The sequence below is a fragment of the Myxococcus sp. AM009 genome, assembly GCF_013372605.1.
Taxonomy (GTDB): domain Bacteria; phylum Myxococcota; class Myxococcia; order Myxococcales; family Myxococcaceae; genus Myxococcus; species Myxococcus vastator.
This window is the reverse complement of sequence record NZ_JABXEP010000001.1, coordinates 94,890-109,217: the sequence shown is the minus strand read 5'-3', so window position 1 is coordinate 109,217 and position 14,328 is coordinate 94,890. Positions and strand designations below refer to the sequence as shown.

The following is a 14,328-nucleotide window of genomic DNA, read 5'->3' as shown; positions in this document are numbered from 1 at the left end:
TCACGGCGCCGCCTGGGGCCGCGCCAGGTAGACGCCGTGGTCGGAGAGGAGCGCGATGTCCTGCTCACCCACCGCCACCGACTGCGGGAAGTAGAGCGTCGCCTCGCGGAAGGCCACCCGCTGCCCGGGGCCGATGCCCCCGCTGCGCACGGGATTGCCCAGCCACGTGGACACCGTGCCCGCCTCCAGATTCACCGACCGGATGACGTGGTTGCCGCTGTCGGCGACGTAGAGGCGCGTGCCCGCCGCGTTCAACGCGACTCCGGAAGGCCCCTTGAAGAGGGCCTCCGCCACGGTGCCGTCCACCACGCCCGTGGTCCGGTCCTGCCCGGCGACGGTCGTCACCTCGCCGGTGGCCAGGGTGATGGAGCGCAGTGTCTGGGCGGTGGCGTCGGCCACGTAGAGGCGGCCAGCCGCCGCGTCCAGCGCGAGGCCCGCCGGCTCCCGGAAGCGCGCGGCGGCGCCCACGCCGTCCACGGTGCCTTGCTCGCCCGCCGCACCGGCCAGCGTCGTCACCCCGCCCGTGGCCGTGGTGATGGCGCGCACGGTGCCGTTTCCCGAGTCCGCGACGTACAACGTGAGGCCATCCGGTGACAGCGCGAGGTGCTGCGGGCTGGAGAAGCGCGCGGCGGAACCTTCGCCGTCGGTGGCGCCGGCCTCGTCCGCCGCTCCCGCCAGCGTGCGCACGGTCCGGGTTTGCAGGTCGATGGCGCGCACGGTGTGAGCGCCCATGTCCGCGACGTAGAGCCGCTGCGTGGCCGCGTGCCAGGCGAGCCCCACCGGATAGCTCAGCGTCGCCGTCTCCCCGGGGCCGTCCACGCCGCCGGACGTCCTGGGCCTGCCCACCAGGGTCCGCGTCTCCCCAGTGGCGAACGCCACGGCGCGCACCGTGTGGTTGTACGTGTCGGCGACGAACCAGGCGCCGTCCCCCGCGACGATGGCGGAGGGGCTGTCGAAGCGGGCCTGGCTACCCGGGCCATCGGCGCTGCCGGACGGCTGCGCGGCGCCCGCGAGCGTCGTCATCTCCAGCGTGACCAGGTCCAGCCGGCGCAAGGCGTTGGCGTCGCGGTCGTTGTAATAGAGGATGCCGCGCGCGGCGTCGAGCAGCGGCGGACCGAAGGCGATGCCCAGCCGCACCGCTTCACCGATGCCATCCACCGGGCGCACGTCGTCCGCGTTGCCAAGCAGGGTGGTGGTGCTCCCATCCGCCAAGGCCACGCGCCGCAGCAGCCCGTCCCAACCGGTGATGTACAGGAAGGAGGCGTCGCCCGTCAGCGACTGGGGTGTGTCGAAGCGCGCCGCGGCCCCTACGCCGTCCTGTGCCCCAGCCTCTCCCGCGGTGCCCGCCAGGGTGGCGACGTCGAACGTCGTCAGGTCGACCCGGCGCACCGTATGGTTGAAGGTGTCCGCCACGTAGAGGTTGGTGCCCACGCGGACGATGCCGCCCAGGCCGCTGAAGCGCGCCGCCGCGCCGCGCGCATCCACGCTCTGCTCCGCGCCGGTGTAGCGGGTCCCCGCCACGGTGCTCACCCGCCGGCTGGCCAGGTCCAGTGTCCGGAGCACGCGGTTGGTGCGGTCCGCGATGTAGAGCGTGGCGCCGTCCTCGGAGATGGCCAGGCTGTGGAGGAGCGAGCCCAGTCGCGCCTCGTCACCCACGCCGTCCACGTTCCCCGGTGAGTCCGGGCTGCCGGCGAGCGTCGACACCTGCGCGTCCGGCAAGGAAATCTTGCGGAGGGTGGGGCCATCCGCCAGGTACAGGGCGCTGCCGTCCGGGGCGTAGGCCAGCGCGCGCGGACTCTTGAAGCGTGCCTCAGTGCCCGTGCCGTCCACGGCGCCCATCTGCTGCACGCGACCCGCCAGCGTCACGACGTCGCCCGTGGTGGTGTCGATACGCCGCAGCAGGTTGTTGAACGTGTCCGCCACGTAGACGAACGCGCCGTCCGGCGTCAGCACCGCTCCCGCCGGGCCGCTGAAGCGCGCCGCCGTCCCCAGGCCGTCCACGAAGCCCGTGGCCGTGTTTCCCGCCAGCAACTCCAGGGTGTCGCGTGTTTCAACCACGCCGCCGTCTGGCAGCGAGCCTGCGTCCGGTGTCGTCCCCGCGTCCGGTCGAACGCCGGCATCGGGTTCCGCGGGAGTGGACGTGTTGCTGCACGCCGAGCCCAGCAGGAGCAGGGCCGAGGTGAGCGTCCACCGGAAAAGCCACGTCCTCGTGCTTCTGAAATTCATGGTGCCTCGTGGGTGAGGCATTCTGGTTATTGTAATCGTGTTTCATTTGCAACGAAGATGGTGAACTGGAGCGGTGTCGTTCCCGCGCGGAGTCGGGCGACGCGGACAGGAGTTCTCTGTTGTCCGGATTTGCCGTGAGCTCAGGCGCGCGCAAGCCTTGCGCGGAGCGGAGCTGGACGAGGGGGGGGGGCGCGCACAGCTTGCGCGCGTCTTCATGTCTTCCCACGCGCACAGGTACTGGCCTGGGGCTTGCTGAAGAGTTCCCGCCGGGCCGGAATGGCCAGGCTCGCGGTCCAGTTCATGTCCCCGGCGGAGTCCTTGGACTCGCGGGAGGTGACCCCTGGGCGGCGTGCCGAGCCGATACGATGCGGGGGAGGAAGTTCCTGCTCTCAGGCGTTCAGCGCGGATAGGCTCGCACCCCAGGACTCATGGCGGAAACCTTGTTCGAGGAATTGAAGCGGTATGTGGGGTTCAGCTCGGTCGACGAGCAGGCTCTCGTGACCTTGCACGCCACCGCGAAGCCCCACTTCCCGCGCTTCGCTCGCGTCTTCTACGACCGCATCCTGGAGCATGAGAGGGCCCGGCAGGCGCTCGAAGGAGGAGAGAGCCAGGTGGGCCACCTGCGCGGCACCCTGCAGGTGTGGATGGACCAGCTCCTCCGCGGCCCCTGGGACGAGGCCTACTACGCGCTGCGCTGCCGCATTGGCCGCATGCACGTGCGCATCGCGTTGCCACAGCACTACATGTTCGGCGCGATGAACGTCCTGCGGCAGGAGTTCAACAGCCACATCGACGCCACCTACCTGGATCAGCCCGTGGCGCTCCGGGCGGCCCGCTCCGCGTTGGGGAAGATTCTGGACCTGGAGCTGGCCATCATGCTCCACACGTACCGGGAGGACCTGCTGGCGCAGCAGGCGCGCAGCGAGCGGCTGTCGACGTTTGGCCAGCTGGTGGGCTCCATCGGCCACGAGCTGCGCAATCCGCTGGGCGTCATCGAGACGTCGCTCTACATCCTCCGTGGCCGCCCGGGGGCCGTGGACGAGCGCACGACGAAGCACCTGGACCGCATTGGCGACCAGGTGGGCATCGCCAACCGCATCGTCTCCGACCTGCTGGACATGATTCGGGACCGACCCCTGCACTGGCAGGAGGTCTGGCTGGACGAGGTCTGGCAGGAGGCGCTCAAGGCCGTGCAGCGGCCCGACACGGTCACCGTGAGCGCGGAGGGCCTGACCTCATTGCCCGCGGTGCAGGGAGACGCGGGGCAGCTGCGCCAGGTGTTCGTGAACCTGCTCGACAATGCCGTCCAGGCCTTGGAGGAGACGGGCGGGACGGTGTCGCTGTCCGCCGCCACGAGCGAGCCGGGGATGGTGGAGCTGGTGCTGGAGGACTCCGGGCCGGGCGTCAGCGACGTCATCCGCCGCCGCCTCTTCGAGCCGCTGATGACGACGAAGGCGCGCGGCATCGGGCTCGGGCTCCCGCTGGTCAAGCGCATCCTGGAGCGGCATGGGGGGGGCATCGCGTATGCCCCCCGTCCCGGTGCGGGGGCGCGCTTCGTGATTCGGCTTTCCCTCATCGCTTCGGAGGAGACGCGTGCGCCAATACCTCCTGCTGGATGACAACCGGGCGTTCGCGGAGAACCTCGCGGAGATCCTCCGTGACGCCGGGGACGCGGCCACCGTCGTCACCAGCGGCGACGAGGCCGTGCGGCTGGCCCGCACCACGCGCTTCGACGCCCTGCTGACGGACATGCGCATGCCCGGCATGAGCGGCGCGGATGCCGTGCACCACCTCCGCCGCGTGGACCCGGGCCTGGCCGCGGTGGTCATCACCGCGTACCCACGCCAGGACGATTTGGAGACGGCCCGGCGGGAAGGACTGCTCGCGGTGCTGCCCAAGCCCGTGCCCATCCCCACGTTGGTGGAGCTGCTGTCCGGTGCTCGCCGGGATGGGCTGGTGGTGCTGGTGGAGGACGACCCGGCGCTGAGCGACAACCTCGCCGAGCTGCTGCGCGGGCGCGGCTTCTCCTGTGTGACGGCGGCCTCGGTGCTGGACGCGGACCGCATCCTCTGTGTGCGCCCCTTCGCGGCGCTGGTGGACCTGCGCGTTCCCGGTGGGCCGGATGGCGAGGCCCTGCGCCGGCTTCGCGCGCGTTATCCGCGCCTGCCCACGTTCGTCATCACCGCCTATCCCGACGCGGCCCCGCTCGATGGGGCCACAGGCGTCTTCTCCAAACCCTTCGACCCGGGCGCGCTGCTGGAGGTGCTGGAGACGGCGCACGCGGCACGCCCCACCCACGCCTCATGAGCGAGCCCACCCCTCCGTCCCTTCCGTCCGTCCTGGTGGTGGATGACAACGCGGCCTTCCTGGACAACTTGGAGGAGCTGCTCGGGGACGCGGGCTACGCCGTCCGAGGTGCGTCCAGCTGCAAGGCGGCGCACGCGCGGGCCCGCGAGGGCTTCGACGTGGCCCTGGTGGACCTGCGCCTGCCGGACGGAGATGGGACGGCGCTGGCCGCCGAGCTGAAGGCCGCCTCGCCGGACTCGGAGGTGGTGCTGCTCACGGGCTTCGCCACGCTGGAGACGGCGGTGGCCGCGGTGCGGGCGGGCGCGTGTGCATATCTGATGAAGCCGTGCGCGCCGCAGGAGCTGCTGCTGACGTTGGAGCAGGCGATGCGGCAGGTGCGTCTGCACGCGGAGAAGCGCGAGCTGGCACGGCGCGCCCAGGTGACGGAGAAGCTGGCGGCGGTGGGGACGATGACAGCGGGCCTGTCCCACGAGATCCGCAACCCACTGAACGCGGCGGCGCTCCAGCTCTCCGTGCTCGAGCGGCGGCTGCGGCGGCTGCCAGACGGACAGCAGGCGCCCTTGCTGGAGCCCCTGCTGTTGGTGCGTGATGAGATCCGCCGCCTGGACCACGTCCTGGAGGACTTCCTCCAGTTCGCGCGGCCTCGCGAGTTTCGTCCCGCCGCCGTGGATGTGAACGAGCTGCTGCGGCGGGTGGTGGACCTGCTGAGCGGACAGGCCGCGTCCCGCAAGGTGTCGCTGGAGCTCACGCCGCGCGAGGCGCCGGTGTCGTCGGTGGCGGGCGAGGAGGAGCGGCTGCGTCAGGTGCTCATCAACCTGTGCCTCAACGCGCTGGAGGCCACGCCCGCGGGGGGCCGCGTGACGCTGTCCGCGGGGCACGAGGGCGGGCGCGTGTGGCTCACCGTGGACGACAGCGGCCCGGGCGTTCCCCAGGAGGTCCGGGATCGCATCTTCGAGCCCTTCTTCACCACGAAGGCCCAGGGCTCGGGGCTGGGGCTGTCCATCGTCCATGCCATCGTCACGCAGCATGGCGGTTCGCTGGAGGTGGACACGGCGCCCGGTGGGGGCGCCCGCTTCATCCTCCGGCTGCCGCTGGCGGGGTAGGGCCCGTCAGCGGCAGGCGGGACGCTACCGCTGCGCCGTCGGGCTGTGGAACTCGAAGGCGTCGCAGTCGTCGCACGTCCGTGGGGCCGCGGCGCCCACCACGTCGGAGAGGTCGAGCCCCGCGAGCTGTCGGGACTCGCTCGTTCCGCCACCCGGATCCTTCGTGAACCAGATGTCGAAGACGTAGCGCACGGCCACGGGCTTCCCGTTGAGCGTGGCGGGCTCGTAGCGCCAGGTGGAGAGCGTGCGGATGACGCCTTCCTCCAGGCCCCGCAGACCCTGGATGGGCTGGCACTCGGTGACGGAGCCCTGCGCGGTGATGATGCAGCGGGCCACCACCGCGCCCTTGGGGAAGCCCCCGAAGTGGGACTGAATCCCGTAGGCGATGTTGGGGAGGTGGATGCGCTCGCCCGAGAGGAACCGGGGCGGGGTGATGCCGGGTCGGAGCGTCTTGACGGGGGCCGACGCCTTCATGGCCTTGTAGACGGTGTCGAACGCGGACGCCCGTGAAGGAGCGGGCGCGGAGACGACCACCCGGGGCAGCTCGGCGGCGTGTTCATCGGCGTGCGCGGAGGCGGCCTCGGCCAGGGCGGCCTCGGGTGACTCCAGGGGGGCCTCGAGCAGGACGGGCGAGGCCGGCTCCCCGTCGAGCGAGTAGGGCACGCGCGACAGCTCCGTGCGGGCAATCGTCGCCGTGTCCGGGATGAGCAGGGGCGCGGGCTTCGTGGAGCGGGCCCTCGCCGCGGGTGCTCGCTCCGCCTTCGCCGCCGCCTTCGGGCGCTCGACGGGCGCGGGGGCCTGCCGGGCCTGGGCGGAGAAGGTCGCCGGGGCCACGAGCAGGTGGTGCATGGGCAGGGGGCTGGACAGGCGCTGCCTCGTGCCGGGTGTTGCCTCCACGAGGAGGGACGGCGCGTTCACAGGCTCCGTGGCATGGGCCGTCTCCGGCAACTGCGACGACCCCAGGGCCACGGCGAGCACGGCGCTGCCCAGCCCGCTGGCGAGTCGCCAGGACCGGCGCGGCGTCATTCCCTCGGACACGGACAGCAGGCGGCGCACGCGCATCAGCAGCGAGCCGTCGCTGACGCCCAGGGCGGGGTGAGGTGAAGGGGCCAGGCGCAGCTCCTCGATGTGGGCCAGGGCGCGGGCGTAGAGCAGCGCATCTCCACAGCACTGGACGGCCAGGTCATCCGCGCAGTGCTCACGCTCCTCGCGGATGCGGTGGGACAGCCACCAGACGGCCGGGTGGTAGAAGAGGAGCGTTTCGACGAAGGACTGGAGGAGGTTGACCAGGTAGTCGTGGCGCCGGATGTGGGCCAGCTCATGGGCGAGGATGGCCTCCAGCTGCGCGGAGGACAGCCCGGTGAGGGCACCCGCCGGCACCAGGATGAGGGGGCGCCACAGGCCGATGACCATGGGCACGTCGACGCGGGCCGAGGCCAGCAGGCGCACGGTCCGGGAGAGTCGGACGTGGCGCAACGCACGCGTCAGCGCCTCGCGCCAGGGGGCGGAGGGGGCCTGCGTCTCCTGCCGGGCCAGCCGGTGGGTGATGACCCACGCGACCACGGTCCGGGCCGACAGGAGGAAAACACCGCAGCACCAAGCCGGCAGCAGCCAGGGCCGGAGCACCTCCGTCCAGTGCGTCGCCGCCAGGGACGCGGACTCCGTCGTGACCACGGTCAGCATGCTGGGCTGGGCCAGGGAGTCGAAGGCGCCGAACGTCACGGCGCGCGAGGCCTCCGCCAGCGCCTTCAGGAACGTCACCACGGGCAGCACGGCCATGGCCACCAGCCCCAGGCACGCGGTGGCGTAGCGCGTCCGCGCGGCGCGCTGCGGCGTCAGGGCCAGGATACCCGCGACGGCCAGGGCCACCGCCGCGCCCTGCCACAGGAAGCCGAGCAGGGCCTGTTCCAAGGCGTGGAGATAACGCGCGTCCATCACATCCCCCGCTTTTCGTGTGCGTCGAGCAGCCTGCGAATCTCCGCCAGCTCCTCGGCGGAAGCGCGCTTCATGGACAGCGCCTGGGCCACGACCGACGTGGCCGACCCCCCGAAGGCCCGGTCCATCAAGTCGCGCAGGAGGTCGCGCTGGGTGCGCGTCTCGCTGATGGCGGCTTCATAGACATGGGTCCGCTCGCTCTCGTCACGCTGGACGATGCCTTTCTCCGTCATGTTCTGGAGGAGCTTGAGGACCGTGGTGTAGCCGGTGTCCTTGTCCTGGGTGCCGCGGAGCAGCTCGTGCACCTGCCGGACGGTGCTGGGGCCCTGCTTCCAGAGCACACGGAGGATGGCCAGCTCGGCACGCGTCGGCTGCGGGAGGGCGTGGGTGGTCATCTCGCGGAGTATTACGACGGCCGTCGTAAGAGTCAACGACGGCCGTCGTAGATGTCCGGTCCTGGAAGGCCTTGCCCAAAGCCGCTACGACTCCGCGGCCAGGTCATCCGCCTCGTCGGCCAAGGCCTTCAGCGGCGCGCCGCCCGGCGTGCCGTACTCCTTGAGCCGGTACTGAATCTTCCGCACGCTGATGCCCAGCACCTCGGCGGCCCGTGACGTGGAGCCCTGCACCATCTCCAGCGTGCGCAGGATGGCCTCGCGTTCAATCGCCGCCAGCGTGGCGCCCGGGATGAGCGCCCCCGTGGACGTCCCGTGCGGCCGAGGCCCCCGCAGCACGGGCGGCAGGTCATCCGTGCTCAGCTCTTGCTCCTGCGCCAGCACCACCGCGCGCTCGATGGCGTTCTCCAGCTCGCGGATGTTGCCCGGCCAGTCATGGGACAGCAGCGCCTGGAGCGTCCCGGGCGCCAGGCCCCGCACCTGCTTGCCGTACGAATCGCTGTACTTCTCCAGGAAGTGGTTCACCAGCGCGGGGACGTCGCTCTTGCGGTCCCTCAGCGGCGGCAGCGTCACGCTCACCACGTTGAGCCGGTAGTAGAGGTCCTCGCGGAACCGGCCCGCCTTCACCTCGGCCACCAGGTCCCGGTGCGTGGCCGCGACGATGCGCACGTCCACCTTCAGCGTCTGGGTGCCACCCACGCGCTCGAACTCACGCTGCTGGAGCACGCGCAGCAGCTTCACCTGCACGGCGGGGGAGATTTCTCCAATCTCGTCCAGGAACAGCGTGCCGCCGTCCGCCAGCTCGAAGCGGCCCTCCTTCCGGGCCAGCGCCCCGGTGAATGAGCCCTTCTCGTGACCGAACAGCTCGCTCTCCAACAGGTTCTCCGACAGGGCCGCGCAGTGCACCCGGATGAAGGGCTTGTCCTTGCGTGGCGACTCCTGGTGCAGGGCCTGGGCAATCAACTCCTTGCCCGTGCCCGACTCTCCCAGGATGAGCACCGTGGCGCGCGTGCCCGCCGTCCGGCGGATGACGTCGTAGATGCCCTGGAGTTGGGGCGACTCACCGATGATGTCGTGGAAGCGGCGGACGCGCGAGCGCACCTGATCTCTCAGGGCCTCGGCCTCCTGGCGCAGGCTGCGCTTCTCCAGCGCCTTGCCCAGGGTGACGAGCACCTGGTCCGCGTCCAGCGGCTTGAGCAGGAAGTTGTCCGCGCCGGACTTCATGGCCTCCACGGCCGTCTCCACGCTGGCGAACGCCGTCATCATCACGAAGGTGGCGTCGCTGCCCTGCTCGCGCGCCGTCTTCAGCAGCGTGAGGCCGTCCATCTGCGGCATGCGCACGTCGGTGAGCACCACCGCGGGGGAGAACTCGCCGATGCGGACCAGGGCCTCGGCGCCGTTGGCGGCCTCGGCCACATCGTAGCCTTCCTCATTCAGGATGGTGGCAATCGCCCGGCGGGCATTGTCCTCATCGTCGACGACCAGGATGCGTTGTGGGGACATGGGGGAGGTGGAGCCTTTGCTGTCAGGTCAGGATGCGGGGGCCATCGCGGCGGGCACGCTTCGCCCGCTGCTACGAGCGTGCCACGCCTCGACCACCGGTTCGATGCGCGGAGTGATGTTGATGACGGAGCTGGGGAAGCAGTGCGCGGGGAGCTCGGTGAAGATGAGGCGGACGGCCTCCGCGTCGGCCTCGGTGGCCACGGCCACGTGGGGGCGCACGATGAGGTCGGTGAGGTGCGGCGGCCCGTCCACGCCAGACACCACGCGGGCCACCGCGGAGCTTTGGTAGAAGAGCACGCGCACGTCCGCCTCCCGCGCGTGTTCCAGGAACGCCAGCAGGGTGCGCCCCTCCACCGCGCCCACGAGCAGGGCCTCCGGGGACCAGGGGCCCACGGCCACCGCGTCCTGTCCGGTCAGCGGCTGGCCAATGGGCACGGGCGGCGCTCGGTCGCTCGTCAGCACGGCGCCGCGCGCTCCTTGCCAATAGAGGCGCGTTTCGTATTCAGTGATGGTCACGTTCGTCACGAGCTCACCTCCGCCGAAGCCTGAGCAGGCAGTGCCCCTTCAACGCGCATGCCGCGCGACTGCTTCTTCCGGGACGCCGCGTTCGTACCGTGGTGCCGGCCAGGCGGGGAGAGAAACTCATGGCAGTCCAAAGAGGCGCAACACGGCCGGTCCCGAGAGGCTCACCAGCAGACAGCCGCCCAACATCAGGGGAACCCCCAACTTCATCAGCTCTGAGGAGGCCAGGCCTTCGCCCACCGCCATCGCGTTGGGCGGGGTGCTGATGACGAAGGGCATGCCCAGCGAGCATCCCAGGGCCACGAGGACCGGCGTCGACGCGGCGGGATGCAGCTGCGTGGCCAGGGGGATGAGGAGCGCCGCGGTCCCCGTGTTGCTCATCAGCGCGGACAGCACCGCCGCCGCGGCCACCAATATCGCCAGTTGCACCGGCACCGGCCAGCCCGCGAGGTCCGCGCTGGCCAGCGCGCGAGCGATGAGCCCGGAGTGCTCCAGCAGCCGGCCCAGGGCGATGCCGCCGGCGATGAGGAGCAGCGTGGCCCAGTCCAACCGGCCCAGGTCCTCTCGCCTCAGCAGGCCGCTGCCGAAGAGCAGCGCGGTGGCGGCCAGCGCCACCACGGGCGCGGGCACGCCGTGGAGCGGCTCCGTCAGCCAGGCCACCACGCACGCCGCGCTCACCCAGAGCACGCGGCGTCCTGGGCGCGCCAGGGGCACGGGCGCCTCGGTGGGCAGCGTCAGGCTGCCGCCCACGCGGAAGCGCAGCAGCACCAGTCCGAAGCCCACCAGCAGCAGGAGCAGCGTGAGCGGCAGGGCGAAGGACATCCACTTCGCGAAGGTGACTTGCGCATGCCCGGACGCGGCGGATACGGCGAGCGCATTGGGACCGCTGCCCATGGGCGTGGCGATGCCGCCGACGTTGGCGCCCAGGGCCACGCCCAGCAGCAGCGCGGGCCGCAGCGGCGCGCCAGCGGGCATCGCCTGGAGCAGGGGACGCAGCGCGGCCAGCATCATCGCCGCCGCGGCCACGTTGGACATCCACATGGAGAGGAAGGCCACGCCCGCCATCACCCACAGCACCAGCCGCCGCGGCCGTCCACCCGACAGCCGCATCACGTGCCGCGCCACCGAGGCGTCCAGGCCGTGCCGCATGGCGGCCACTTCCAGCGTGAAGCCACCCAGGAACAGGATGAGCACCGGGTCCGCGCACCACGCGAGCACGGACGGCAATTGGTAGGCGCGGTCCAACGGCCCCAGGAGGACGGGCGTGGCGCCCAGCAGCAGCAGCGTGGGCACGAAGGACGGCACCACCTCTGTCAGCCAGAGCACCAGACACGCACCGCCGATGAGCACCGTGCGCGTGGCCACCGGCCCCTCGACGCCGAGGAGCGCCACCAGCGCCACCCCCGCGAGCCCGGCCAGCGCGAACGCATGCCGGGACGCGGAGACGCCGGGGGGAGTCGCGGAGAGGGGCGCCTCGGCGGAGGCCGCTCCGGCCAGGGGAGTGGTGGACATGGGATGGCTGGGGGAGCGCGCGCCAGGCGGAGCGGGGACGTGGGGCCGCCGCTCACGCGCTGGCAGCGACGTCAGGTGTATTCGGCGGCCAGCTCCCGGCGGTCCTGCTCTCCGATGAGGTGCTGGGCGTAGCGGACCAGGTCCGCCTCGGTGAGGAGGCCCTGGAGGACGCCGCCCTCATCCACCACGGGCAGGCAGCCGTACTTGTGATCGAGCATCAGCGTCACCGCCCGGCGCAGCGGCGTGTCCGGACGCACCGTCTGCACGTCGCGCGTCATGATGTCCGCGGCCCAGAGCGGCTGCGCGGCAGGATCCGTGGCGTGGTTTGCGGCGGCGCGCAGCAGGTCTCGGTGGGTGATGAGGCCCACCAGCTTCTCTTGCCGTACCACCGGCAGGTGCCGGATGCGGTGCAGCCGGAGCAGCTCGTCCGCCTTGGCCAGGTTCTGCGTTTCCTTGAGCGTGACGACGTCACGGGTCATCAGCTCTCCGACAATCTGCATGGCGGTGCTCCTGGCGGGTGGAAGACGTCTACCGTCCCTTCTTTACTGCATCTACTGCATCTCTGGGGCCAACCGGTCTACCCCAGGGAACGGTGTTTCCTGGCCTGGGGCCGCGCAAGGTTTGCGTGGAGGCTCGTCGCTCCGCAGACATTGCGCGGTCGACAAGCGCTTGGGCCCGCGGCCGGGTTGAAGCCGGCCTCGCTGTGCGCTAGATGCTCACCCTGTCGCTAGGGGTGCCCCGGAAGGGGCTGAGACGGCCGTGGTTCCGGCCAACCCTTGGAACCTGAACCGGTTCGTACCGGCGGAGGGAAGCGGCCCGGGAGGCTTGCCGCCCTCCGAGCGTCTGCCCGTCCGCCCTCTGAAGAGGAGATGCGTGATGAGCGGAGCGTCCAGAAGCCTGAAGGTCGACGGGAAGGTGCTGGAGGGAGTCAGCCGGGGCCCGCTGCCAGCCTCGCGCAAGGTGTACGTGTCCGGCGTGCTGCACCCGGAGCTGCGCGTGCCCCTGCGCGAAATCAGCCAGACGCCCACGCGCCACGGCCATGGGCCGGACGCGAAGGAGACGGCCAATCCGCCCGTGCACGTCTACGACTCCAGCGGGCCGTACACGGACCCGGCGGCCGAACTCGACCTGCGGCAGGGCCTGCCCGCGCTGCGCGAGTCCTGGATTCTAAGCCGCAACGACACCGAAGCGCTGTCCGGGGTGAGCTCCGAATACGGCCGCGCCCGTGAAGTGGATCCGCGCCTGGCGGGGCTGCGCTTCGCCCACCGCCGCGCGCCGCGCGTGGCGCGGTCCGGTGCCAACGTCACGCAGCTGCACTACGCGCGCAAGGGCATCATCACCCCGGAGATGGAGTACGTGGCGCTGCGGGAGAACCTCCAGGTGGAGGCCGCGCTCGCCGCCCAGCACCCGGGCCAGTCCTGGGGCGCGGCGATTCCGCGCATGATGACGCCCGAGTTCGTTCGAGACGAAATCGCGCGCGGCCGCGCCATCATCCCGGCCAACATCAATCACCCGGAGCTGGAGCCGATGATCATCGGCCGCAACTTCCTGGTGAAGATCAACGCCAACATCGGCAACTCGGCCGTCACGTCTTCCATCGAGGAGGAGGTGGAGAAGATGGTGTGGTCCATCCGCTGGGGCGCGGACACGGTGATGGACCTGTCCACGGGCCGCAACATCCATGAGACGCGCGAGTGGATTCTCCGCAACGCCCCGGTGCCCATCGGCACCGTGCCCATCTACCAGGCGCTGGAGAAGGTGGGCGGCAAGGCGGAGGACCTCACGTGGGAGCTGTACCGCGACACGCTCATCGAGCAGTGCGAGCAGGGCGTGGACTACTTCACCATCCACGCGGGCGTGCTGCTGCGCTACGTGCCGTGGACGGCGAAGCGCCTCACCGGCATCGTCAGCCGCGGCGGCTCCATCATGGCCAAGTGGTGCCTGGCCCACCACCGGGAGAACTTCCTCTACACGCACTTCGAGGAGATCTGCGAAATCATGAAGGCGTACGACGTCAGCTTCAGCCTGGGAGACGGGCTGCGGCCGGGCTCCATCGCGGACGCCAACGACGCGGCGCAGTTCGGCGAGCTGGAGACGCTGGGCGAGCTGACCAAGGTCGCCTGGAAGCACGACGTGCAGGTGATGATTGAAGGCCCGGGCCACGTGCCCATGCACCTCATCCAGGAGAACATGACGAAGCAGCTGGCCGTGTGCGGCGAGGCGCCGTTCTACACGCTGGGGCCGCTCACGACGGACATCGCGCCGGGCTACGACCACTTCACCAGCGGCATCGGCGCGGCGATGATTGGCTGGTTCGGCACGGCGATGCTCTGCTACGTGACGCCCAAGGAGCACCTGGGCCTGCCCGACCGGGACGACGTGAAGGAAGGCGTCATCACGTACAAGATCGCCGCCCACGCCGCGGACCTGGCCAAGGGACATCCAGGGGCCCAGGCCCGGGACAACGCGCTGTCCAAGGCCCGCTTCGAGTTCCGCTGGGAGGACCAGTTCAACCTGTCGCTGGACCCCGAGCGCGCCCGCGCCTTCCACGACGAGACACTGCCGGCGGAGGGCGCGAAGGTGGCCCACTTCTGCTCCATGTGCGGTCCGCAGTTCTGCTCCATGAAGATCACGCAGGAGGTGCGCGACTTCGCGGAGAAGCAGGGCATGAGCGACGACGCCGCGCTCCAGGCCTCGCTCGAGGAGAAGAGCGAGGAATTCAAGAAGGCGGGGAGCCAGTTGTACCGCTAGGCGGGCGACCCGTCAGATCACCTGTCCTGGACGTGACAATCAGCGCGGGTGCGTGTCATGGTGAACCCCAAAGGGCG

At 70.9% G+C, this 14,328-nt stretch carries 11 protein-coding genes and 1 riboswitch; of the genes, 4 read left to right on the top strand and 7 right to left on the bottom strand.

Features of this window, described 5'->3' with window-relative positions; translation table 11 throughout:
- Window positions 1–2,226, bottom strand: coding sequence for a hypothetical protein (locus HV824_RS00460; RefSeq protein ID WP_176415030.1), 2,226 nt, complete (start codon window positions 2,224–2,226; stop codon window positions 1–3).
- 428 nt (window positions 2,227–2,654) lie between these two features.
- Between HV824_RS00460 and HV824_RS00455 the strand changes: the two genes are divergently transcribed.
- Genes HV824_RS00455 through HV824_RS00445 form a run of 3 tightly spaced genes read left to right on the top strand, consistent with a single transcriptional unit; the run spans window position 2,655 to window position 5,636 of the window.
- Window positions 2,655–3,845 carry a sensor histidine kinase gene (locus HV824_RS00455; protein ID WP_176415029.1) on the top strand — a complete coding sequence of 397 codons (1,191 nt, stop codon included), beginning with the start codon at window positions 2,655–2,657 and terminating at the stop codon, window positions 3,843–3,845.
- Window positions 3,820–4,533, top strand: a complete 714-nt coding sequence (locus tag HV824_RS00450; protein WP_176415028.1) for a response regulator — start codon at window positions 3,820–3,822, stop codon at window positions 4,531–4,533. The genes HV824_RS00455 and HV824_RS00450 overlap by 26 nt, the downstream gene beginning before the upstream one ends.
- Window positions 4,530–5,636, top strand: a complete 1,107-nt coding sequence (locus HV824_RS00445) for a sensor histidine kinase (RefSeq protein ID WP_176415027.1) — start codon at window positions 4,530–4,532, stop codon at window positions 5,634–5,636. Before HV824_RS00450 ends, HV824_RS00445 begins: the two co-directional genes overlap by 4 nt.
- 24 nt (window positions 5,637–5,660) lie before the next feature.
- On the opposite strand, the gene HV824_RS00440 is transcribed toward HV824_RS00445, so the two are convergent.
- The 6 genes from HV824_RS00440 to HV824_RS00415 all read right to left on the bottom strand — a co-directional run bounded on the left by HV824_RS00440 (window position 5,661) and on the right by HV824_RS00415 (window position 12,000).
- Entirely contained in the window at window positions 5,661–7,571 is a 1,911-nt protein-coding gene (locus tag HV824_RS00440) for a M56 family metallopeptidase (protein WP_217916976.1), read from the bottom strand.
- Window positions 7,571–7,966, bottom strand: coding sequence for a BlaI/MecI/CopY family transcriptional regulator (locus HV824_RS00435; RefSeq protein WP_176415025.1), 396 nt, complete (start codon window positions 7,964–7,966; stop codon window positions 7,571–7,573). The genes HV824_RS00440 and HV824_RS00435 overlap by 1 nt, the downstream gene beginning before the upstream one ends.
- A gap of 84 nt (window positions 7,967–8,050) precedes the next feature.
- Entirely contained in the window at window positions 8,051–9,466 is a 1,416-nt protein-coding gene (locus tag HV824_RS00430; protein ID WP_176415024.1) for a sigma-54 dependent transcriptional regulator, read from the bottom strand.
- 27 nt (window positions 9,467–9,493) lie between these two features.
- On the bottom strand, window positions 9,494–9,991 hold the full coding sequence (locus HV824_RS00425; protein WP_176415023.1) for an OsmC family protein: 498 nt from the start codon (window positions 9,989–9,991) through the stop codon (window positions 9,494–9,496).
- Between the two features lie 117 nt (window positions 9,992–10,108).
- Entirely contained in the window at window positions 10,109–11,500 is a 1,392-nt protein-coding gene (locus tag HV824_RS00420; protein ID WP_176415022.1) for a DASS family sodium-coupled anion symporter, read from the bottom strand.
- Window positions 11,501–11,571: 71 nt separating this feature from the next.
- Window positions 11,572–12,000 (bottom strand): CBS domain-containing protein, encoded by a 429-nt coding sequence (locus HV824_RS00415; RefSeq protein WP_176415021.1) that lies wholly within the window; start codon window positions 11,998–12,000, stop codon window positions 11,572–11,574.
- Window positions 12,001–12,219: 219 nt separating this feature from the next.
- A riboswitch (TPP riboswitch) is annotated at window positions 12,220–12,327 on the top strand.
- Window positions 12,328–12,376: 49 nt separating this feature from the next.
- Here HV824_RS00415 and thiC point away from each other — a divergent pair.
- Window positions 12,377–14,251 carry a phosphomethylpyrimidine synthase ThiC gene (gene thiC / locus HV824_RS00410; protein WP_176422408.1) on the top strand — a complete coding sequence of 625 codons (1,875 nt, stop codon included), beginning with the start codon at window positions 12,377–12,379 and terminating at the stop codon, window positions 14,249–14,251.
- The last annotated feature ends 77 nt before the right edge of the window (window positions 14,252–14,328 follow it).

Coding starts and splice junctions, on each gene's coding strand:
- HV824_RS00440 (WP_217916976.1), bottom strand. CDS start 7,571: ATGGACGCGCGTTATCTCCACGCCTTGGAACAGGCCCTGCTCGGCTTC.
- HV824_RS00430 (WP_176415024.1), bottom strand. CDS start 9,466: ATGTCCCCACAACGCATCCTGGTCGTCGACGATGAGGACAATGCCCGC.
- HV824_RS00455 (WP_176415029.1), top strand. CDS start 2,655: ATGGCGGAAACCTTGTTCGAGGAATTGAAGCGGTATGTGGGGTTCAGC.
- HV824_RS00420 (WP_176415022.1), bottom strand. CDS start 11,500: ATGTCCACCACTCCCCTGGCCGGAGCGGCCTCCGCCGAGGCGCCCCTC.
- HV824_RS00445 (WP_176415027.1), top strand. CDS start 4,530: ATGAGCGAGCCCACCCCTCCGTCCCTTCCGTCCGTCCTGGTGGTGGAT.
- thiC (WP_176422408.1), top strand. CDS start 12,377: ATGAGCGGAGCGTCCAGAAGCCTGAAGGTCGACGGGAAGGTGCTGGAG.
- HV824_RS00460 (WP_176415030.1), bottom strand. CDS start 2,226: ATGAATTTCAGAAGCACGAGGACGTGGCTTTTCCGGTGGACGCTCACC.
- HV824_RS00415 (WP_176415021.1), bottom strand. CDS start 12,000: ATGCAGATTGTCGGAGAGCTGATGACCCGTGACGTCGTCACGCTCAAG.
- HV824_RS00435 (WP_176415025.1), bottom strand. CDS start 7,966: ATGACCACCCACGCCCTCCCGCAGCCGACGCGTGCCGAGCTGGCCATC.